We start from the raw sequence: 21,314 nt of genomic DNA on the forward strand, positions 1-21,314 counted from the left end.
TCACACGGCCGGAACCAGATCAGGCTGCGCCGGGTCGCCAGCACCTGCGGATGGCCGGCGCCTTGGACCCGTAAGCGGTCGGTCAGGAGCACCTCCAACTGGCCGGCCGGCCGCGCGGGGATCACCGCCCTCTCCGGTGAAGTAGGCCAGCTGGTGACGGGCCGCCAGGGTGTCCGGGTGGTCCGGCCCCAGGACCTCCGCCACGTCCGCGAGCAGTTCCGCGAACTGGGCCGCGGCGGCCAGATGGTCACCGGACTCCCCTACGAAGAAAGCTCGTTGATGCCGCGCCGCCAGGGTGTCGGGGTGCCTCGGCCCGAGCCGGTCGGCGCGCCTGCGGGCGATCCCGGCGAGATCGGCCGCGGCCCGGCGCGGCTTCCCGGAGTCTCCGACGGCGATGGCCAGTGGAAGTTCGGCGCCGGGGACCCCGCCGCGGAAGGCGAGGCCGAGGGCTTCGACGGCCCGCGCGAGACGGCCGTCCTGATGGGCGACGAGCCCCATGTCGTAGGCGTCGGCGGGCTCCACCAGGGGCAGCAGTCCGCGCCACAGATGGTCGGGCACCGGACCGTTGCCCGGCGCGTTCAACAGGTAGTCGAACGCGGTGAATCCGGCGCCGAAGTTGCCGATGAGCAGCCCGCTCGTGGCGTAGGCGGCCGTGCAGGCCCAGTCCATGGCCTCCGCGAACGGCTCGGGCTGCAGGTCCCCGCCGCCCCGGGCCGCCAGGTAGGGGGCGTGCAGCTCGCGCAGCCAGGCCCGGCTCACCGGGCGGCGCAGTCCGGCCCGGCGGCAGTCCACCGCCGCCGCGACCACGGCGGCGCCGCGCGGATTGGCCCCCGGGGCCCAGGCGTTCTCCCAGGCCGCCAGCAGCTCCGGACCGGCCGCCAGCACCTCGGCGACCCCGAACCGCTCGCCCGCGCGCAGCGCGGCCCCGATGCGCGGATCGCCCTGGTGGGCGGCGGCCCGGCCGCGCTCCGCCCTGGACCAGTGCCGGGGCAGCCTGATGACGGCCGCCTGGTGGAGCAGGTCGCGCTGGGCCCGCCAGGCGTCCCGGTCGGATCCGGTGAGCCGGCTCTCCTCGCGGGCGTCGTAGCGCCGGTACTCCTGGACCCGCATCGTCGCGATCACCACGGCCCGCTCCAGGGAGGCCAGTTGTGCGGCGCCGAGGCCGCCCGCGCCGAGGTGGTCCTCCAAGTCGTCGAGCCAGAGCACGGCGCGGCGCCGCCGCCCGGCGATGCGCAGCGCCTCCGGCAGCGCGGCGCGGGAGAGCGGGCGGACGAAGGCATGCCGGGGGTAAAGGCTGCGGGCCACCTCGTAGGCGAGCCGGGTCTTGCCCGCCGTGGACTCCCCGACCACGAGGACGAAGCGGCTCCGCTCCAGGGCGGCGCGCAGCCCCGGTTCGGCGTCGCGCCTGATGTAGGCGGGCGGGGCCGCGGGCGCCTCGGCCGGGTGGGCTCCGGCCAGTTCGGGGCGGTCCACCTGGCGCAGCAGCGGGATCCGGCCCGCCGCCGTGCGCAGCAGCTCCCCCGCGGCCCGGGGGTCGGCGCCCTCCCCGGGAGGCCGCATCCGCTCGGCGGCCAGTCCGGACAGCGTGGTGACGGCCGCGCCGATCCCGGCGGCCCAGGGCCCCGAGGTCCACACCGTCGCCAACGCCACCGCGCCTGCTCCGAGCCCTACCGAACCGAGGTATCCGGCCCAGCCCCGTGCCCGGCCGGATCCCCTGAAGAGCAACGTCGACATGCCGCCCCCAACACGTCCCGTGGGAGCCCCATTGTCACCCCGGACCCGGCCGGGGGAACCCCAACGGAGCCACCCGGAACCGATGTTGATCGTCAGTACGTGACGAAGAGGCGGCGGGCCGGGCCGTCCACCCGGATGCGGCCCCCGACGGGGATCACGATCTGCGGGTCGGTGTGTCCGAGGTCCACGTCGAAGACGGCCATGGTGTCGGGGGCGTACTCGCCGAGGGCCCGCAGGACCGCCTCGCGCTGCTCGTGGCGGTAGCGCTCGCGCCCCTCGGCGTCGAGGCGCTTCTCGAAGGACCAGCTCTTCGCCCGGCCCATCAGGAGGGCGGGGAACTGCCTCAGCAGTCCGCGCTCGCCCATGTTGCGCAGGATCCAGTAGACGTCCTGGGCGCGGGGCATGTCCTCCGAGGTCTCCAGGAAGAGCACCCCGCCCGCGTACTCCTCCACGGGCCGCACGGTGCGGTCGGCCATCAGGAGCCAGGAGATGATCTCCAGGTTGCCGCCCCAGCTGATGCCCTCGACCACCCGGTCGGCGTGGTGCCAGGTCCAGCCCTTGGCCGGGTCCAGTTCCGGTTCGGCGTCGAAGGTACGGGGGTCGTCCCAGGGGCCGTTGACGTCGCCGAAGGCGTCGGTGGCGGTCAACTCGTACTCGCCGGAGGTGAACAGCGCCGCCCGCAGGGACTCGGCCGTCAGCGGGTGCATGGCGCCGGGCCGTCCGAGCTCGACCATCACCGAGCTCCCGTGATAGCCGACCAGCCCGAGGTCCCTGAGGTGCAGGAGCAGGTTGGTGTTGTCGCTGTAGCCGAAGAAGGGCTTGGGGTGGGCGCGCAGGAGATCGGCGTCGAGGTGCGGGAGCAGCGTGATCTGGTCGTCGCCGCCGATGCTGGCGATCACCGCCTTGATCTCGGGGTCGGCGAAGGCGGCGTGGAGGTCGGCGGCCCGCTCCTGCGGCGTCGCACCCATCTTCCGGGTCGTCGGATACTCCACCGGTTCCAGCCCGAACTCCTCCCGGAGCCGGCGCAGCCCCAACTCGTAGGGCTGCGGGAAGAGCGCGGGCAGACCGGCCGAAGGGGAGAGCACCGCGACGCGGTCTCCGGGGCGGGGCTTGGCGGGATAGCGAGGATCCGTCATCCGGTGATCTTAGGAGCGGACCCGGTCGACACCGAAGCGATTTCCCGTTCCCCTCTCCTCCCCGAAACGTCCCCATCATTCCCTATCAGTCCTCATCTGCGTCTCTTGAGGTAAGGTTCGGCTGTATGAGTGATGAAGGACGCGAGCTGTATTCGGTCGGCGAGGTCGCCGAGCTGCTCGGGCTGCACGTGCGCACCGTCCGGAACTACGTGCGCGACGGCCGGCTCAAAGCCGTCCGGATCGGCAAGCAGTACCGGATCAGCCGCGCGGACTTCGAGGCTCTGACCAGCCTGCCCGTCCCGGCCGCCGGGGATCCCTCCGGCGCCGGCCAGGCGCCGCGGCGGCACCTGGAGGTGTCGAGCATCGTGCAGATCGACGCGATCGGTCCCGACGCGGCGAGCCGGCTCGCGAACCTCGTCACGGCGAGCGCGCAGTCCCCGCGGGCCACCCCGGCCGCGCTGCGCGTCCAGACGGTCTACGACAAGGAGCGGGCCCGCATGAAGATCGTGGTCCTCGGCGACGCCACCACCACCGCCGATCTCCTGCAACTGGTCGACGGGGTGCTCGGCCCGGGCAACGGCATGGGGACCGAACCGGACCACGGCGCCGGGGCGGTGCACCGTGACTGACCTCATCCAGGAGCACCACGGCGTACCGGTCCTGGTCTGCGCCGCCGACGGCCCGCCGGTCGCCACCGAGCAGGACGCGCTCGACCAGCTGATCGGCGGCGCCTTCTACCGGACCGACATCGTCGCCGTCCCGGTCGAGCGCCTGGACGCCGGCTTCTTCGACCTGCGCAGCGGGCTCGCCGGGGCGATCATGCAGAAGTTCGTGAACTACCGGGTCCGCCTGGTGGTCGTGGGTGACCTCTCGCACCACCTGGGGGCGAGTCGGGCCCTGCGCGATCTCGTACGGGAATCGAACGAGGGCCGCCACATCTGGTTCCTGCCCGACCTCGACGCCCTGGCCGCCCGGCTCGCCCCGGCCGGGGAAACGGGGCCGGAACCCGGATCGGAATCGGGGCCGGAACCGAGGACGGAACCGGGGCCGGGCGCTCCGGATTCCGCATCCGCGAAACCGATCGACGGATAACCGTTATCAAGGTCCCCCTCGACGGTCTCCCAGGTATTGGGCATCATCGAGCGCCGGTACGGACAGGGACTTTTCTATGAGCACATCGCACACGGCAGCGCTGGTCGCCGCGGCCCGCGCGGGCGATCCCCGCGCACAGGACGACCTGGTCGGCGCCTATCTGCCGTTGGTCTACAACATCGTCGGGCGGGCCCTGAACGGATCCGTCGACGTCGACGACGTGGTCCAGGACACGATGCTGCGGGCACTCGACGGGCTCGGCGGCCTGCGCGACGACCACAGCTTCCGGTCCTGGCTCGTCGCGATCGCCATGAACCGGGTGCGCGCCCACTGGCAGGCCCGCCGGAGCGCCCCCGGCGAGAGCGGCCTGGAAGCGGCCTGGGAGCTCGCCGATCCCGGCGCCGACTTCGTGGACCTGACCGTCGTGCGACTCCAGCTGGAGGGCCAGCGCCGCGAGACGGCCCGTGCCACGCGCTGGCTGGAGCCCGACGACCGGGCGCTGCTGTCCCTGTGGTGGCTGGAGTGCGCCGGGGAGCTGACGCGCACCGAGGTGGCGCAGGCACTGGAACTGTCCGCGCAGCACACGGCGGTACGGGTCCAGCGGATGAAGGCGCAGCTGGAGGCGGCCCGGGTGGTGGAGCGGGCGCTGGGCGCCCAGCCGCCCTGCGAGGACCTGCGGGCGGTGGTGGCGAGCTGGGACGGCCTGCCCTCGGCGCTGTGGCGCAAGCGAATAGCCCGGCACGCCCGTGCGTGCCTGCGGTGCGGCGGGCTGTGGAGCGGCCTGCTCCCGGCCGAGGGTCTGCTGGCCGGGCTGGCGCTGGTGCCGGTCTCGGCGGCGCTGCTCGCGGGCGTACGGGCGGCCGCGGCCTCCGGCTTCACCTCCGCCGGCCTGGCCACCGACGCCTGGGCGTACGACGCGGGCGGCTCCCCCGCCCCGGGCACCGGCCCCACCGGCGGCCCGGCCGACGGTGGCGGTGGCGAGGAGCAGTTCGCCGCGGTGGGCGGCCCCGGGGACGGGCGCGCCTCGCTGCGCAGACAGCGGCGCACCCGTGGCCGGCGCCGGGTGATCGGTGGCGCGGTGCTCGCCGCCTGTGTCGTGGGAGGCGGGCTGACCTACCTCGGCACCCGGCCCGGCGCCTCCCCCGAGCCGCCCGCGGCCGCGCTCGTGGCTCCGGACTCGGGGACCTCGCTGCCCCCGGAGCCGGCCTCCCCCACTCCGAGCCCCTCGGTGTCCCCGTCACCGAGCGCCTCACCGAGCGCCTCGCCGAGCGCCGTCCCGAGCCCGACTCGGAGTGCGCCCCCCACGCCCACCCCGAAGCCGAGCCCGAAGTCCACTCCGCCGAAGAGCCCCGCCCCCGCCCCGCCGGGCGGCAGCACCGCCGCCCAGGTGATAGCCCTGGTCAACTCCGAGCGCGCGGCGGCCGGCTGCGGGCCGCTCAAGGACGACGCGCAGCTGCGTACGGCCGCCCAGGGCCACTCCGACGACATGGCGCGGCGGAACTTCTTCGCGCACACCAACCCGGACGGCGCGGACCCGGGCAAGCGGACCACCGCCGCCGGGTACCGCTGGTCCACCTACGGGGAGAACATCGCGAAGGGGCAGCGGACGGCGGCTCAGGTCATGGATTCCTGGATGAAGAGCCAGGGCCACCGCGAGAACATCCTCAACTGCTCCTTCAAGGACATCGGCGTCGGCATCCACCAGGGCGCCGGCGGCCCGTGGTGGACGCAGAACTTCGGTGCCCGGATGTGACCCGCCCCGCCCGGCCCGGTCCCGTGCCCCGGTCCCCCGCCCCGGCCCCCCGCCCCGGCCTCGTCCGCTGCCCCGGCCCGCTCCACCGCACCCCGTCGGTGCGATCTCCCCGCAATGATTCAAAATGGGGGCAAGATAGGAGCTGGAAGCAAACCGGCAGATCACGGTGGAGGTGGGGCGCATCAGCAGGCAGAAACTCCGTGCGCACCAGCGCGAGGCCGTCGACGCCGCCGTGCGGGCGCTGGAACTGCCCGCCGGGCGCAGGGTCCCACGGACCGGGCTCCGTACGCAGGTGATCATGGCAACGGGCTCCGGCAAGTCGCTGGTCGCCGTGCACACGGCCGAGGAACTGCGGGCCGGCCGGGTCCTGGTCCTGGTGCCCTCCCTGGACCTGCTCGTGCAGACCGCGGCGGCCTGGCGCGAGGGCGGCCGGACCGGCCGCGCCTTCGCCGTGTGCTCGCTGCGCGGCGAGGACGCGGGGGTGCCCACCACCACCGACCCGGCCGAACTGGCCGGCTGGGCGGGCCCGCCCGTCGACCGGGTCACGGTGTACGCCACGTACGCCTCGCTGGGCCTCGGCACCATCGAGAACGCGCACCGCGAGGGGCTGCCCGGCTGGGACCTGATCGTGGTCGACGAGGCGCACCGGACCTCGGGGCGGATCGGCAAGCCCTGGGCGGTGGTGCACGACAACCTCCGGATCCCCTCGGTCCGGCGCCTGTACATGACGGCCACGCCCCGGGTCTGGCAGGACGGCGAGGATTCCGGGCCCGCCGAGAGCGAGGAGCCGGCCGAGGGCTCCGACCGGCCGGAGGCGGTACGCGGCCGGGGCGACCTGGTGGCCTCCATGGAGGACGATCCGGACGGCCCGTTCGGCGCGCGCTGCTACACCCTCACGCTCTCGGAGGCCGTCGACCGGGGCATCTGCGCGCCCTACCGGGTGGTCTGCGTGGACGTCAGCGATCCGGAGTTCCAGGCGGCCGTGCTGCTCGGGCCGGACGGGCGCTCCGACGCCGTGCGCGGGGTGCGGCTCGCGGCACTGCAGACGGCGCTGGTGACGGCGGCCGTGAAGCAGGGGTTCCGGCGCACGCTCGTCTTCCACCACCTGACGAAGGAGGCCGAGGCGTTCGCGGCCGGGCTGCCGGCGGTCGCCGCACGCCTGCGCGCCACGAGCTGGGCCCCGCGGCCGGTGTACCCCCGTACCGTCTGGGCCGACTGGCTGTGCGGACAGCACACGGCGGCGCACCGGCGCCGGGTGCTGGGCGCCTTCGCGGACGACCGGGTCGCGGACAAGGCCTTCCTGGGCAGTGTCCGGGTGCTGGGCGAGGGCGTGGACACCAAGGAGTGCGACTCGGTCTTCTGGGCCGACGTACGCGGTTCCATGCCCGACCTGGTGCAGGCCGTCGGCCGGGCGCTGCGCATCCGGCCCGGGGAGGGCAAGGTCGCCTCCCTCGTGGTGCCGGTGCTGCTGGGGCCGGGCGAGTCCCCCGAGACGATGCTGACCTCACGGGCGTACGGGGACCTCGCGCGGCTGCTGGAGGCGCTACGGGCCCACGACACGCGGCTCGTCGAGTCCCTGGCACAGCCCCAGGCCCCGAGCCGGCGCGCGGCCGCGGGACCGGGCGGCACGGAGTCCGTGGGCGGCCCCGGGCTGCGCGGCGGCGCGCAGTCCCTGCTGAGCTTCTCCACCCCTCGCGACCCGGCGCTGCTGGCGGCCTTCGTCCGGCTGCGCGTCCTGCACCCGGAGCGCGAGCACTGGCGGCGCGGGGTGGAGGCCGCCCGGATCTACGCCTCGGTCGCCGGGGACCTCAAGGTGCCGTTCGCGTTCAAGGTGCCCCGTCCCGCGGCCACGGGCGCGGACGCGGCCGCCGCCGAGGGAGCCGGGGCTCCGTGGCCGCCGGGGCTGGCCCGCTTCCCGCTCGGCCAGTGGATCGCGGATGCCCGGCGCACGTACCGCCGCGGGGCGCTCGGCCGCGTGCGGGTGGCCCAGCTCGACGAACTGGGCATGGTGTGGAGCCACTTCGATGTCGCCTTCGAGGAGGGGCTGGCGGCGGCGAGCGGCTGGGCGGCCGAGAACGGTCACCTGCTGCCTCCGGTGGACGCCACCTGGCGCGGCGCCCCGGTCGGGGTCTGGGTCAAGAACCAGCGGGCGGCGGCCCGCCGGGAGGGTCCCGGAGCGCTGTCCGAGGAACGCCGCGAGGCCCTGGAAGCCATTGACGCGTCCTGGTGTCCGGCCTGGGACATCTCCTGGCAGCGGGCCTTCCACCTGACCCGGGTCCACCTGGACGCGGGCGGCCGGCTCCCTGCGCGCCCCGGGGAGGCCGTCGTCCAGGGCGAGGACCTCGGCGTGTGGCTGCGCGGTCAGCGCGCCTCCTGGGAGCGCCTCGCGTGGGCCCAGCGCTGGCTGCTGGAGCACACCCTCGGGGTGACCCCGGCCGAGGGCCCGGACCGGCCGAAGCCCCGGGTCGCCCACGCGGACGCGTGGGCGGCGCACTTGGAGGCGGCCCGGCGGTTCCACGACCGCGAGCGGCACCTGCGGGTGCCCCGTACGCACGTGGAACGGGTCGGCGACCGGGACCTGCGCCTCGGTTCCTGGATCGCCAACCAGCGTTCCCGCGCCGCGTCCCTCACCCCGGAGCGGACGGCCGCGCTGACGGAGCTGGGGATGCGCTGGCCGGCGCCGTGAGCTCCGGGCCCGCTCGCGGGCGGGCCCGGGGGCCGCGTCAGTGGTGGAAGCCGGACCGGGGCGGGGCCGCGGGCACGGGCTGCGGGTGCGCGATGAGGTGCTCCACGGCGAGGCGCAGGTCGGAGACGAGCAGCGCGATCTGGTCCCGGGTCACCCCGTGCCGGATCAGGACCCGCTGGATGACCGTGTCGTCCCGCTCGGCGGGCAGCGGGTACGAGGGCACCTGCCAGCCGCGCATCCGCAGCCGGTCGGAGAGGTCGTAGAGGGTGAAGCCCGCACCCTGCGGATCGGTGAGCCGGTAGGAGACGGCGGGCAGTGCGCCCTGGCCGTCGTAGAGGAGGGTGAAGGGGCCGATGGTCTCGATCTCGCGGGCCAGGTACTGGGCGGTGTCGGCGCAGGCCTGCTGCACCCGGCGGTAGCCGCCCCGGCCCAGGCGCAGGAACAGGTAGTACTGGGCGATGATCTCGCCGCCCGGCCGGGAGAAGTTGAGGGCGAAGGTGGGCATGTCCCCGCCGAGGTAGTCCACGGAGAAGACGAGGTCGGCCGGGAGCAGGTCGGCGGTGCGCCAGACGATCCAGCCGACGCCCAGCGGGGCGAGGCCGTACTTGTGGCCGGAGGTGTTGACGGAGGCCACGCGCGGCAGCCGGAAGTCCCAGACCACGTCGGGGTGGAGGAAGGGGGCCACGAAGCCGCCGCTGGCGGCGTCCACGTGGATCGGCACGTCCCAGCCGTGCTCGGCCTGGATCCGGTCGAGTTCGGCGGCGATCTCGGCGACGGGCTCGTAGACGCAGGTGTAGGTGACGCCGAGGATGGCGACGACGCCGATGGTGTTCTCGTCGACGTGGGCGGCGAGCTGCTCGGGGCGCAGGCCGGTGGCTCCTGGCTCCAGGGGGAGCTGGCGGAGCTCGACGTCGAAGTACCGGGCGAACTTCTCCCAGCAGACCTGGACCGGCCCGCACACCAGGTTCGGCCTGTCGGTGGGCAGTCCGGCGGCTCGGCGGCGCTCGCGCCAGCGCCACTTGAGGGCGAGGCCGCCGAGCATCGCGGCCTCGCTGGATCCGGTGGTGGAGCAGCCGGTGCCGGTGGTGCCGGCCGGGGCGTTCCACAGATCGGCCAGGATGTTGACGCAGCGGGCCTCGATCTCGGCCGTCTGCGGGTACTCGTCCTTGTCGATCATGTTCTTGTCGAGGCACTCGTTCATCAGCCGGTGGACCCCGTCGTCCGACCAGGTGGTGCAGAAGGTGGCCAGGTTCTGGGCGGCGTTGCCGTCGAGGAGCAGCTCGTTGTGGAGGAGCTCGTAGACCACCTCGGAGGGCGAGTGGTCTTCGGGCATCCGGTACTTGGGGAGGATCTCGCCGCTGAGGGCGGACGCGAACACGTCCGTCTCGGCGTCGCGGGCACGCAGGTCCTTCGTCTCATGGAGAGCCATATCGGGACTATAACGGCCTAGAACCGGACAGATCGCACTTAAGCGGTCTTCCGAATACTTAAGGAAAGGCGCGGAGAAGGTGCAGGGAAGGTGAAGGAGTGCCCCCGAGGGTGGACAGCCGCCCGGGGGAGCCTCACGAGCGTCCGCAACGACCGCCAACCCGGAGGCCCCGGCCGCCCGAACCGGGCCCCGGAGGGCGGTTCCGGCTGCGGCTTCCGGCCGACTCTGCGGTGTGATCCCTCCCATAGCCACCCCGAGCAGCCGCAGGATTTCCCGTCAGTTAAGCTTTTTTACATAGGTCTTCCCGTCCGGGCCGCTGGAGTCGGTCCGGACGGGAAGATCATCCAACAGGTTCAACAGGTGACTTATCCGCGCATGTCCGGATAGCAGCCCTCCGTTCTCCGCGCCCTGATACCTCTTCGGGCCATGAACAAGATCACCCGCCGACAGGCCTTAGGCACCACTGCCGGCGCACTCACCGTCCTCGGCCTCGCCGGCGCCACCGCGCACGCGGCCGTCACCCGGTCCCGCCCCGCCGCACCCGCAGCACCCACCACCCCCGCGGGCACCGTCGACGAGGTCTACCAGGGCCGCCGCATCCGCATAGTCCCCGCCTCGGGCGGGGACGACCACGGCGGCCACCACGGCGGCCACCAGGCCCCCGGCCAGCCGACCGTGCTCATAGACGGCCGCGAACTGCACGTGATGCGCAACGCCGACGGCAGCTGGATCAGCGTCGTCAACCACTACGAGACCTTCTCCGGCCCGCTCCCGCTCGCCCGCGCCGCCGTGCGCGAGCTCCAGGGCGCCTCCCTCGTCCCGATGGGCGGCATGCGATGACCATCCGCAAGAACCAGGCCTCGCTCACCCCCGAGGAGAAGCGGGCGTTCGTCGCGGCGCTCCTCGAACTGAAGCGGACCGGCCGCTACGACCGCTTCGTCACCACGCACAACGGCTTCATCATGGGCGACACCGACTCCGGCGACCGGGTGGGCCACCGCTCCCCCTCCTTCCTGCCCTGGCACCGCCGGTTTCTGCTGGAGTTCGAGGCGGCGCTACAGGCGGTTGATCCGGCAGTCGCCCTTCCGTACTGGGACTGGACGGCCGACCGGACCGCCCGCTCCTCCCTCTGGGCCGCCGACTTCCTCGGCGGCACCGGACGGGCGCGCGACGGGCAGGTCCTCGACGGACCGTTCGCGTACGCGACGGGCAAGTGGGAGATAGCCGTACGGGTGGACGGACGCTCCTACCTGCGGCGCGCGCTCGGCACCGGCGTGGCCCAGCTGCCGACCAGGGCCGAGGTGGACTCCGTCCTCGCCATGCCGGTCTACGACGCGGCGCCCTGGAACAGCTCCTCCGGCGGCTTCCGCAACCACCTGGAGGGCTGGCGCGGGGCCAACCTGCACAACCGGGTGCACGTGTGGGTGGGCGGCCAGATGGCCACCGGGGTCTCCCCCAACGACCCGGTGTTCTGGATGCACCACGCCTTCATCGACAAGCTGTGGGCCGACTGGCAGGCGCTGCACCCGCAGTCGCCGTACCTGCCCGCCGCCGGCACCCCGAACGTCGTGGACCTCAACGACACGATGCGGCCCTGGAACGACGTGACCCCGGCCGACATGCTGGACCACCGGAAGTTCTACACCTTCGACACCGAGCCGGTGCCCGCCCCGGCCGGGGCCGCCGCCAGCCAGCGGTAGTGCAGTTCGGGGCGGCCGACCTGGCCGTACCGGGGGGTGCGGTCCGCACGGCCGGTGTCCACCAGGTGCTCCAGGTACCGGCGGGCGGTGATCCGGGAGATCCCGGCCGCCTCGGCCGTCCCGCCCGCGGTCAGCCCTTCGGGGGCCGCCCGCAGCAGCGCGGCGACCCGGTCCAGGGTCGGGCCGCCGATCCCCTTGGGGAGTTCCGCCGGCCGGGGTGAGCGCAGGGCCGCCATCGCGCGGTCCACATCGTCCTGGCCGGCCGCCTCCCCCGCCGCCGTCGCGCGGAACTCGGCGTAGCGCAGGAGCCGTTCGCGCAGGGTGGGGAAGGCGAAGGGCTTCAGCACGTACTGCACCACCCCGAGGGAAACGCTCTCGCGGACCACCCCCAGGTCCCGCGCCGAGGTCACCACGATCACGTCGGCGGGGTGGCCCGCGGCCCGCAGGCCGCGCGCGAAGCGCAGCCCGTGGCCGTCGGGCAGGGTCAGGTCGAGCAGCAGGAGGTCGATCCGGGTCCGCTCCAGGACGCGGGTGGCCTCGGCGAGGGAGTGGACGACCGCGACGGCGGTGAAGCCGGGCACCCGCCCTACGTACAGCGCGTGCGCGTCGGCGGCCACCGGATCGTCCTCCACGACGAGGACCCGCACCTCGGGCGCGCTCATGCGTCCCCCTCCCCGCGCGCCGGCAGCCGTACGGTGAACCGCGCGCCCCCGTCCGGCAGTTGATCGGCGTCCGCACTGCCGCCGTGCCGGTGGGCCACCTGCCGCACCAGTGCGAGGCCCAGGCCCCGCCCCTCCCCCTTGCCCGACCAGCCGCGCCGGAACACGTCCGCGCCTTCGGGAAGTCCGGGGCCGTTGTCCGCCACGCCGATCAGCATCCCCTGCCCGTGGGGGCCGACCGGTCCGTCGGGGCGGATGGTGACCGAGATCCGGCCCCCGGGCACGCCGGTGAGGGCGTCGACGGCGTTGTCGACGAGGTTCCCGAGGACGGTGACGAGGTCCCGGGCGGGCGGCCCGCCGGGCCCGGCGCCGATGGCTCCGCTGTCCGGGGTCATGACCAGCTCGATCCCCCGCTCGTGGGCCTGCGCGGCCTTGCCGAGCAGCAGGGCGACGAGCACGGGCTCGCCGACGGCGGCGATCACCTCGTCGGTCAGCGCCTGGGCGAGGGACAGTTCGGCGGTGGCGAAGTCCACGGCTTCCGTGCTGCGCCCGAGTTCGATGAGGGAGACCACGGTGTGCAGCCGGTTGGCCGCCTCGTGGGCCTGCGCGCGCAGCGCCCGGGTGAATCCGCGCTCCTGATCCAACTCTCCCGTCAGTGACAGCAGTTCGGTGTGGTCGCGCAGGGTGATCACGGTACCCCGGCGGCCGCCGCCTGCGACGGGCGCGCTGTTGAGCACGAGCATCCGGTCCGCGGTCAGGTGGACCTCGTCCACCCGGGGCCGGTCCGCGAGCAGTGCCCCGGTGAGCGGGGCGGGCAGGCCGAGGTCGGCGATGCCGGCGCCCTTGACCTCCCCGTGCAGGCCGAGGAGTTCGCGGCCCGCGTCGTTGACGAGGGTGATCCTGCGCCGGCCGTCGAGCATCAGGAGCCCTTCGCGGACCCCGTGCAGGGCGGCCTGGTGGTAGTCGTACATCCGGCTCAGCTCGGCCGCGTTCATCCCGTGGGTGTGGCGGCGGAGCCGGGCATTGACGACGTACGTACCCGCCCCTCCGAGGGCGAGGGCGCCGCCGGCCATCCAGGCGAGGGCGGAGAGCCGCTCGGCGAGGCGGGCGCTGACCGCGCGGACGGTGATGCCGGCGGCGACCATGCCGACGACCCGGCCGTCGTCGGTGATCGGGGTGACCACGCGGATGGACGGGCCGAGGGTGCCGGTGTAGGTCTCGCTGAAGGTCTCGCCCCGCAGGGCGGGGGCGGTGTTGCCGAGGAAGCGTTCACCGATCCGCATCGGGTCGGGGTGGGTCCAGCGCCGTCCGTCCGGAGCCATGATCGTCACGAAGTCCACGCCCGCGTCGACGCGAACCCGCTCCGCATAGGGCTGCAGGGCGGCGGTGGGCCCGCCGGGGGCGCCGGCCCCGCGCCCGTTGCCCCGTACGGCTTCGGGGACGGGCTCCCCTCCCGCTGCACGCGCACCCTCCTGCCGCGGCGCGCGCGCCGCGTCCCGTACGGACGGGGCGTCCGCGACCGCGCGGGCCACCGCCCCGGCCTGGCGCCGGGCGGCCTCCTCGGCCTGGTCGCGGGCGGTCGCGTACGCGAAGACGGCGCAGCCGGCGACGACCGCGGCGACCAGCACCACCTGCATGGCGAAGAGCTGACCGGCGAGGCTGCGCGGCGGCCGGAGGAAGCGGAACATGGCGCTCAGTGTGCACCGGGGCGTGAACTCAATGAACGCAAGGGTGACCGGGGTCACAGCGGCGGGCCATGGTCCTCCCGGGACGCCTTCGCCATCGGGGAGGCGAAGGGCACTACCGGGAGGCATCGTGGCCGCCAGGCGCGACAAGACGCATTATCTGTACATCGCGGTGATCGGCGCGGTGCTGCTCGGCATCGCCGTCGGGTTCGCCGCACCCGGCACCGCCGTGGAGCTCAAGCCGCTGGGCACCGGCTTCGTCAACCTCATCAAGATGATGATCTCGCCGGTCATCTTCTGCACGATCGTGCTGGGCATCGGCTCGGTGCGCAAGGCCGCCAAGGTCGGCGCGGTGGGCGGGCTGGCGCTCGGCTACTTCATGGTGATGTCCACGGTGGCGCTGGCCATCGGGCTGCTCGTGGGCAACCTGCTGGAGCCGGGCAGCGGGCTGCACCTGACCGAGGCGGCCCGGAGCGCGGGCGAGGCGCAGGCCAAGGCGGGCGGCGCCGAAAGCACGCCGGAGTTCCTGCTGGGGATCATCCCCACCACGCTGGTGTCGGCCTTCACCGGGGGCGAGGTGCTGCAGACGCTGCTGGTGGCGCTGCTCTGCGGGTTCGCGCTCCAGGCCATGGGCGCGGCGGGCGAACCGGTGCTGCGCGGGATCGGGCACGTGCAGAAGCTGGTGTTCCGGGTGCTCGCGATGATCATGTGGGCAGCGCCGGTGGGCGCGTTCGGAGCGATCGCGGCGGTGGTCGGGGCGACCGGAATGGACGCGCTGAAGTCCCTCGCGGTCATCATGATCGGCTTCTACACGACCTGCCTGCTCTTCGTCTTCGTGGTCCTGGGCACGCTGCTGCGCCTGTGTACGGGCATCAGCGTCTTCGCCCTGCTGCGCTACCTGGGCCGGGAGTTCCTGCTGATCCTGTCGACCTCCTCCTCGGAGTCGGCGCTGCCCCGGCTGATCGCGAAGATGGAACACGTCGGCGTCTCGCGGCCGGTCGTCGGCATCACGGTCCCCACGGGCTACTCCTTCAACCTGGACGGGACCGCGATCTATCTGACGATGTCCTCGCTCTTCGTCGCGGAGGCGATGGGCAAGCCCCTGGCGCTGGGCGAGCAGATCTCCCTGCTGCTGTTCATGATCGTGGCCTCGAAGGGCGCGGCCGGGGTGACGGGTGCGGGACTGGCCACACTGGCCGGAGGACTCCAGTCGCACCGGCCTGAACTCGTCGACGGCGTCGGCCTGATCGTGGGCATCGACCGGTTCATGAGCGAGGCGAGGGCGCTGACGAACTTCGCGGGCAACGCGATCGCGACCGTGCTGATCGGCACCTGGACCAAGGAGTTCGACCGGGTCCGGGCCACCGAAGTCCTGGCCGGGCGACTGCCGTTCGACGAGAGCACGCTCACCGACGACGGACACGAGCAGGCCACGGCCGTACCGGCCCAGCCGGACGGCGCCAAGGACGGCGTCCCCGCCTGACGGGGACGCCCCGCGGACCGGCCGGGCAGGGCTCGCCCCCACGGTGCCCAGCCCGGCCGGACCCGACACGTCGGGCGGGAGTCATTTTTCAGCCAAGATCGGATGAACCGTCTAGCTGTAAAAGGTACTTCCATATCGGGGCACGCTTCTGACATCTTGCGTCCACCACTCGTTTCGTACGGACCGGTAGGTGCCACCCGCACCGCCGGACCGTCTTCGGAGGACGCATTGATACCCCACATATCCAGCCGACCTCGACGCACCCTCGTACTGGCGGCCGCCCTGGGCGCCCTGGTCCTCGGGGCACCGGCCGCGCTCGCCGGCACGGCGCCCGTCTCCCCGGCCGGCATTCCCGGCACCTCCGCCCCCGCCAAGGCACAGGCCCCGGCGCCGACTTCCCAGAGTGCGACCTGGGCTGCCGGCACCCGCGCCTACGTGGTGATCACCGCCGCCGGTGACAGCTCCGCGGTCCGTTCCGCCGTCACGGCGAACGGCGGCACGGTCTTCTCGTACTACGACCAGATCGGCGTGATCGTCGCCCACTCGACCTCCTCGACCTTCGCCGCGACCATGCGCGGGGTCAGCGGGGTCCAGAAGGTCGGCGCGACGCGCACCTCGGACGTACCGGCCGACGCCTACAACCCGGCACTGCCCGCCAACCCGTCCCAGTCGACGACCCCCGCGGGCGAGCCCGCGCGCGTCGACATGACCCAGATCAAGGCCGACCAGGCCTGGGCCGTGACCACCGGCTCGGCCTCCGTCAAGGTCGGCATCCTGGACACCGGCGTCGATGACCAGCACCAGGACCTGGCGCCGAACTTCAACGCCGCGGACTCCGCCTCCTGCGCCTACGGCAAGGCGGACACCCGCGTCGGCGCCTGGCGCGACGTGGACACCCACGGCACGCACGTGGCCGGCAGCGTGGCCGCCGCCAAGAACGGCAAGGGCGTCGTCGGCGTCGCCCCCGGCGTGAAGATCTCCTCGGTGCGCGTGGCCGAGCCGGGCACCTCGCTCTTCTTCGCCGAGAACACCATCTGTGCCTTCGTGTGGTCCGGTGACCACGGCTTCAAGGTCACCAACAACAGCTATTACACGGACCCGTGGCAGTTCAACTGCCCGGACAACATCGACCAGGCCGCGATCATCGAGGGCGTCAAGCGCGCCCAGGAGTACGCGGAGAGCAAGGGCTCGCTCCAGGTCGCGGCGGCGGGCAACGAGAACTACGACCTGGCCAACAAGACCACGGACTCGGCGAGCCCCAACGACTCGACGCCGACCACCCGGACCATCACCAACGCCTGCCTCGACATCCCGACCGAGCTCCCGGGCGTGGTCACGGTCGCGGCCAACGGCACCGGTGTCACCAAGGCCTCGTTCTCCAACTTCGGCCAGGGCGTCATCGACGTCGCGGCTCCCGGCAGCAACGTCTACTCGACCGCTCCGGGCGGTGGTTACAGCACCAAGAGCGGCACGTCGATGGCCACCCCGCACGTCGCGGGCGTCGCGGCGCTCATCGCCAGCGCCAACCCGACCTTCACCCCGGCGCAGATCCGCACCGCGCTGGCCACCCAGGCCAACGACACCGCCTGCCCGTCGGACGCCCGCTGCAAGGGCACCACGGCCAACAACGGGTTCTTCGGCGAGGGCCAGGTCGACGCGCTGAAGGCGGTCGGCGGCTCGACCCCGCCCCCCGGCAAGTACTTCGAGAACCTCACCGATGTCACGATCAACGACAACGCGACCGTGAACAGCGCCATCACCGTCAGCGGAGTGACCGGCAACGCGCCGGCCACCCTCAAGGTGGGCGTGGACATCAAGCACACCTACATCGGTGACCTCAAGGTCGACCTCGTGGCTCCGGACGGTTCGGTCTACGTCCTGAGCAACCGGGCCGGCGGCAGCGCGGACAACATCGTCCAGACCTTCACCGTCAACGCCTCCTCCGAGGTCGCCAACGGTGTCTGGACGCTGCGCGTGAACGACAACGCCAGCCAGGACACCGGCAAGATCGATGCCTGGAACCTGACCTTCTGATCTCCGGGCCCCGCGGCCTTCTGATCAGTGGCGCCACGGGGGCCATCGGGGAGCGGTACGCCGCGCCCCGATGGCCCCTCGCCGCTCACTTGGTCCGCAGTACGCAGTCCCCGCAGAGGCCGCCGCCGGGCACCTTGTAGTACAGGCAGCAGCTGCGGCGCACGAAGGCCACCCCGAGCCCGGGTTCGTGGACGAAGGCGCCGGTCCCGCCGAGCGGGCCGCCGTCGGCGAGGAGTCCGGCGGCCAGCAGCGCCGCCGCCTCGCCCGGTACCCGGTCCGTGAGCACCCGGACGGCGCCGACCAGCCCCGAGGCCGCGTTGCCGCGCAGCACCTGCGGCGAGACGCCGAACCGCTCGCGCAGCGCCGTGTCGAGCACCGCGAGGTTGGCGAGCACGGTGTCCGCCAAGGCCTTCGCCGGGGTTTCCGCGGGGAGTTCGGCGGGCTCGGGCAGCCACAGCTCCAGCGAGCCCTCGCCGGGCAGCCGCCACCGCAGGCGGCCGGGTCCGAGGTCCGGCACCCGCCCGGAGAGCACGGCGCAGCCGAGCCCGAGCGACCAGAGCCGCGAGGCGATCCCGAACTGCGCGGTCGAAGCCGCCACGCGGCCGGGTCCGCTCCCGATCCGCCGGCCGACTTCGCCGACGTAGGCACCGAGGTGTTCCCCGTAGAGCTCGTCGAGCGGCCGGAAGCCGGGGCCGGGCGGTTCCTTCCCGTACGCCACGGTGAAGAAGGGGCCTACGGATCGAAGCTGCCGCAGTACGCCGTCCACCTCAGGCTCCGAAGCCGTCGTCGGGCAGGTCCGGGTCCGGCTCCGGACAGGCGCCGTGGTTCAGGCCGTACGTGCCCGCCTTCTCCAGCGGCCAGTCCGCCGTGACCGGATCCTCGTCGTCGGGCGCGACGAAGACGAAGTCGGCGACGATGCCGGGTACCGGGTCGGTCAGGAGCGTGCGCTGGTCCGGCAGCGTCGGCGACCACTGCGTGCGCCAGGCGATCCCGGCGGCGGTGAGGGCATCGGTGAACCGCGACTCGGTGACCGGCGTGGTGACGGTGTAGCCCGGTTCGCGGCCCGCCCCCGGGATCTCCAGCCCGTCGCGCCAGACGGGTACGAACATCCGGTCCAGCAGGCGGCACCGGCAGAAGACGATCTCCAGACCGCCGTAACAGAACCAGTGCGGCCAGCGGCGCTTGTCCTCGACCCGCCCCGACCACTCGGGCTTGCCCTTCGCCGCGATGAGATCGGGCAACCGGGCACCGACGAAGAAGTCTCCGAACCGGCCGGTGGCGGCGAGGCGGACTAGGTCGGACGACAAGGGATCCATTCCCGCATGATCCCAGGCCGCCCGTGCACGTCCCGCGCCGGGGAGCGGCGCGGGGTGCACCGAGAAACGGACCGCACGTGCCACAGCCCGCGGAATCCGGGGATCCGCGGGCCGTGGAGTCGGTGGCCGGTTGCCTGCGGCCGCGGGTCAGGCCTGGGTGAAGGCCGCGACCTCGAAGTCGGACATGTCGAGGCCGCCCTGCTTGGTGTCGTCGTTGGCGAAGACGAAGGACTCGATCGGGACGTCCCGCTCGGCGCTGAGCTGGGCGACGAGCTCCTGCAGGACCACGGTCTCCAGGACCACCCGGACCGCGTCCGCGACCTCGGGCAGGCGCAGGACCGACAGGCTGTCCGCCGGCTCCGCCTCGGCCGTGGTCATCAGCAGGGTGAGGTGTCCGGCGCCCGCCAGCGAGCGGGCCAGCTCGATCTCGCGGCCGTCGCCGTAGACGAGGTGCAGGGTGTTGCCCGCCGACTCCATCTCGCCGTGCAGGTAGTTGCGGGTGGCCGAGTGCGCCGCGGTCATCCGCACCACCTCGCGCAGCAGCAGCGCACCTTCCTCGGCGGAGGCCCGGGAGGCCCCGGCCGCCACACCGTCGGAGGCGATGCAGCGGGCGCCGCGCTTCCGCAGGCCCGCCACGATCGCGGTGGCCTGCGAGTGGATCGCGGTGGTCTGCTCGGCGATCTCGCCCCACGGGTCGCCCTCGCGGCCCGCGACGGCCCCGGCGATCAGGTCGAGGGCGACGATGGTGCCGGTGTAGCCGATGGTCGAGGCGTACGAGTCGGGCTCGTTGCCGAGGTCCACGGTGAGGTCGGCGAGGTCGCCGAGCGGCGAGGGGACCACGTTCAGGAGCGCGGTCTTCGTGATGCCGGGGGCGGCGCACTCGAAGGCGGCGATGGTCTCGGAGCTGCGGCCGCCCTGGGAGACGGCGATCAGGCAGTCGGTGTCGAAGCCGTCGGTGCCGGTCTCGATCTCGCTGGACAGCACGCGCTGGGTGACGATCCCGGCCTCGCGGAGCTGTTGCACGGGCACGGCGAGGGCGGCGTACGAGGCTCCGATGCCGGTGAACAGGGGGCGTTCGGCGGCGCGCAGCCCGGCGAGTTCCGGGGAGGCGAGCTGGGTACGGACGCGGTCGGCGATCCGGGCGAGGGCTGCGCCCTGGTCGGCCTGGCCTTCGAGGAACGTGATGCGGGATCCGGACATGGTGGGGGGGGTCCTTAGCGAAGTCTGGGGTCGCCCGCCCCCGCCGGCTCGGGCGGGCGGAGGGGGCGGGCGATCGTACGGGGCGGGCGGGCGGAGCGGGGCCTGGTCGGGCGGCCCGGGCGGGCCGGTCGGGTTACCGGCTCGGGCTCAGAGGGAGGCCTCGGTCTTGGAGAGCGGGTTGCCGTCCTCGTCGCGTTCGCGGCCCGGGGTCGGGAGGTCGAACTTCACGATCGCCCAGCGGAAGAGCACGTAGTAGATGGCGGCGAAGGCCAGGCCTATCGGGATGAGCAGCCAGGGCTTGGTCGCGATGCCGAAGTTCACGATGTAGTCGATGGCACCGGAGGAGAAGCCGAAGCCGTCGCGGATGCCGAGGGCGTAGCAGACGGCCATCGAGACGCCGAAGAGGAAGGCGTGGATCGCGTAGAGCAGCGGGGCCACGAACATGAAGGCGAACTCGATGGGCTCGGTCACGCCGGTGACGAAGGAGGTCAGGGCGACGGAGATCATCATGCCCTTGACCATGGTCCGGTTCTCGGGGCGTGCGGTGTGCGCGATGGCCATGGCTGCGGCCGGGAGCGCGAACATGTAGATCGGGAAGCCGCCGGTCATGAACTGGCCCGCGGTCGGGTCGCCGGCGAGGAAGCGGGCGATGTCTCCGTGCACCTCGGTGCCGGTGGCCGGGTTGACGAAGCTGCCCGCCTCGAACCAGGGGAAGACCGAGAAGAAGTGGTGCATCCCGATCGGGATGAGGGCCCGGACGACGAGGCCGAAGAGGCCCGCGCCCCAGGCGCCGGTGCCGACGAGCCACTCGCCGAAGTGGAAGAACCAGCCGCCGACGGTCGGCCAGACCACTCCGAATACCACTCCCATGCCGACGCCCGCGAAGGCGCTGAGGATGGGCACGAGCCGGCGGCCGCCGAAGAAGCCGAGCCACTCGGGCAGCTTGGTCCGGCTGAAGCGCTGGTAGAGGAGGGCCGCGACCAGGCCCATCACGATGCCGCCGAGGACCTTGGCGTCGAGGGGCTCGCCGTCCACGCCCTTGGGGAAGGCGGGGCTGGCGAGTACGGCCTTGAAGACCAGATAGCCGACCACGGCCGCCAGCGCGGTGGAGCCGTCCGACTTCTTGGCGAAGCCGATGGCCACGCCGACCGCGAAGAGCAGCGGCAGGTTGGCGAAGACGGTGTCACCGGCCGCCGCCAGGACCATCGCGAGCTTCTGGACGATCATCGGGAAGTTCTCGCGGCCCAGCAGGTCGGCTCCGCCGAGGCGGGTCAGCAGGGCGGCCGCCGGCAGCGTGGCCACGGGCAGCATCAGGCTGCGGCCGATGCGCTGCATGACCGGCATGATCCGGCCCGGCTTCTTTCCGGCGGCCGGTGTGACCGCGGCGGTGGCCGTACTCATCTGGTG

17 protein-coding genes are annotated in these 21,314 nt (G+C 73.2%); 8 read left to right on the forward strand and 9 right to left on the reverse strand.

Annotated features, from left to right (window positions below):
* Window positions 1-1,650: a hypothetical protein gene (locus OG276_RS02205; RefSeq protein ID WP_266902136.1), complete on the reverse strand. Its 1,650-nt coding sequence runs from the start codon at window positions 1,648-1,650 to the stop codon at window positions 1-3.
* A gap of 176 nt (window positions 1,651-1,826) precedes the next feature.
* Window positions 1,827-2,870: a S66 peptidase family protein gene (locus tag OG276_RS02210; RefSeq protein ID WP_266902138.1), complete on the reverse strand. Its 1,044-nt coding sequence runs from the start codon at window positions 2,868-2,870 to the stop codon at window positions 1,827-1,829.
* A 125-nt stretch (window positions 2,871-2,995) separates the two neighbouring features.
* Between OG276_RS02210 and OG276_RS02215 the strand changes: the two genes are divergently transcribed.
* From OG276_RS02215 to OG276_RS02230, 4 genes are all read left to right on the forward strand, one after another.
* The gene (locus tag OG276_RS02215; RefSeq protein WP_266902140.1) at window positions 2,996-3,499 is read left to right on the forward strand and encodes a helix-turn-helix domain-containing protein; all 504 of its coding nucleotides are present in this window, start codon (window positions 2,996-2,998) and stop codon (window positions 3,497-3,499) included.
* Window positions 3,492-3,962 carry a DUF4180 domain-containing protein gene (locus tag OG276_RS02220; RefSeq protein ID WP_266902142.1) on the forward strand — a complete coding sequence of 157 codons (471 nt, stop codon included), beginning with the start codon at window positions 3,492-3,494 and terminating at the stop codon, window positions 3,960-3,962. Before OG276_RS02215 ends, OG276_RS02220 begins: the two co-directional genes overlap by 8 nt.
* Window positions 3,963-4,038: 76 nt before the next feature.
* On the forward strand, window positions 4,039-5,715 hold the full coding sequence (locus OG276_RS02225) for a sigma-70 family RNA polymerase sigma factor (protein ID WP_266902144.1): 1,677 nt from the start codon (window positions 4,039-4,041) through the stop codon (window positions 5,713-5,715).
* Between the two features lie 181 nt (window positions 5,716-5,896).
* Window positions 5,897-8,401, forward strand: a complete 2,505-nt coding sequence (locus OG276_RS02230; RefSeq protein ID WP_266912471.1) for a DEAD/DEAH box helicase — start codon at window positions 5,897-5,899, stop codon at window positions 8,399-8,401.
* Window positions 8,402-8,438: 37 nt separating this feature from the next.
* Here OG276_RS02230 and OG276_RS02235 read toward each other — a convergent pair whose 3' ends face one another.
* Window positions 8,439-9,830, reverse strand: a complete 1,392-nt coding sequence (locus OG276_RS02235) for a glutamate decarboxylase (RefSeq protein ID WP_266902146.1) — start codon at window positions 9,828-9,830, stop codon at window positions 8,439-8,441.
* Between the two features lie 426 nt (window positions 9,831-10,256).
* Here OG276_RS02235 and OG276_RS02240 point away from each other — a divergent pair, with 426 nt between their 5' ends.
* Both OG276_RS02240 and OG276_RS02245 read left to right on the forward strand, forming a co-directional pair.
* A complete protein-coding gene (locus OG276_RS02240; protein ID WP_266902148.1) occupies window positions 10,257-10,670 on the forward strand; it encodes a tyrosinase cofactor in 414 nt (137 codons plus the stop codon).
* On the forward strand, window positions 10,667-11,530 hold the full coding sequence (locus OG276_RS02245) for a tyrosinase family protein (RefSeq protein WP_266902150.1): 864 nt from the start codon (window positions 10,667-10,669) through the stop codon (window positions 11,528-11,530). The genes OG276_RS02240 and OG276_RS02245 overlap by 4 nt, the downstream gene beginning before the upstream one ends.
* On the opposite strand, the gene OG276_RS02250 is transcribed toward OG276_RS02245, so the two are convergent.
* Window positions 11,470-12,192 (reverse strand): response regulator, encoded by a 723-nt coding sequence (locus OG276_RS02250; protein ID WP_266902152.1) that lies wholly within the window; start codon window positions 12,190-12,192, stop codon window positions 11,470-11,472. The genes OG276_RS02245 and OG276_RS02250 overlap by 61 nt on opposite strands.
* A complete protein-coding gene (locus OG276_RS02255) occupies window positions 12,189-13,877 on the reverse strand; it encodes a sensor histidine kinase (RefSeq protein ID WP_266902154.1) in 1,689 nt (562 codons plus the stop codon). The genes OG276_RS02250 and OG276_RS02255 overlap by 4 nt, the downstream gene beginning before the upstream one ends.
* 127 nt (window positions 13,878-14,004) lie before the next feature.
* Here OG276_RS02255 and OG276_RS02260 point away from each other — a divergent pair, with 127 nt between their 5' ends.
* Together OG276_RS02260 and OG276_RS02265 are read left to right on the forward strand one after the other, a co-directional pair.
* The gene (locus tag OG276_RS02260) at window positions 14,005-15,357 is read left to right on the forward strand and encodes a cation:dicarboxylase symporter family transporter (RefSeq protein WP_266902156.1); all 1,353 of its coding nucleotides are present in this window, start codon (window positions 14,005-14,007) and stop codon (window positions 15,355-15,357) included.
* Between the two features lie 228 nt (window positions 15,358-15,585).
* The gene (locus OG276_RS02265; protein WP_266902158.1) at window positions 15,586-17,391 is read left to right on the forward strand and encodes a S8 family serine peptidase; all 1,806 of its coding nucleotides are present in this window, start codon (window positions 15,586-15,588) and stop codon (window positions 17,389-17,391) included.
* 85 nt (window positions 17,392-17,476) lie between these two features.
* Here the strand turns inward: OG276_RS02265 and OG276_RS02270 are convergent, their stop codons facing one another.
* The 4 genes from OG276_RS02270 to OG276_RS02285 form a co-directional block, all read right to left on the reverse strand.
* Complete coding sequence (locus OG276_RS02270) at window positions 17,477-18,109, reverse strand: (2Fe-2S)-binding protein (RefSeq protein ID WP_266912473.1); 633 nt, start codon at window positions 18,107-18,109, stop codon at window positions 17,477-17,479.
* Between the two features lie 49 nt (window positions 18,110-18,158).
* The gene (locus OG276_RS02275; protein ID WP_266902160.1) at window positions 18,159-18,707 is read right to left on the reverse strand and encodes a hypothetical protein; all 549 of its coding nucleotides are present in this window, start codon (window positions 18,705-18,707) and stop codon (window positions 18,159-18,161) included.
* Between the two features lie 147 nt (window positions 18,708-18,854).
* A complete protein-coding gene (locus tag OG276_RS02280) occupies window positions 18,855-19,907 on the reverse strand; it encodes an SIS domain-containing protein (protein ID WP_266902162.1) in 1,053 nt (350 codons plus the stop codon).
* Between the two features lie 147 nt (window positions 19,908-20,054).
* On the reverse strand, window positions 20,055-21,308 hold the full coding sequence (locus tag OG276_RS02285) for a PTS transporter subunit EIIC (protein WP_266902164.1): 1,254 nt from the start codon (window positions 21,306-21,308) through the stop codon (window positions 20,055-20,057).
* Window positions 21,309-21,314: the final 6 nt, after the last annotated feature.

Origin of the sequence: Streptomyces sp. NBC_00086 (assembly GCF_026343255.1) — a bacterium.
Lineage (GTDB): Bacteria > Actinomycetota > Actinomycetes > Streptomycetales > Streptomycetaceae > Streptomyces.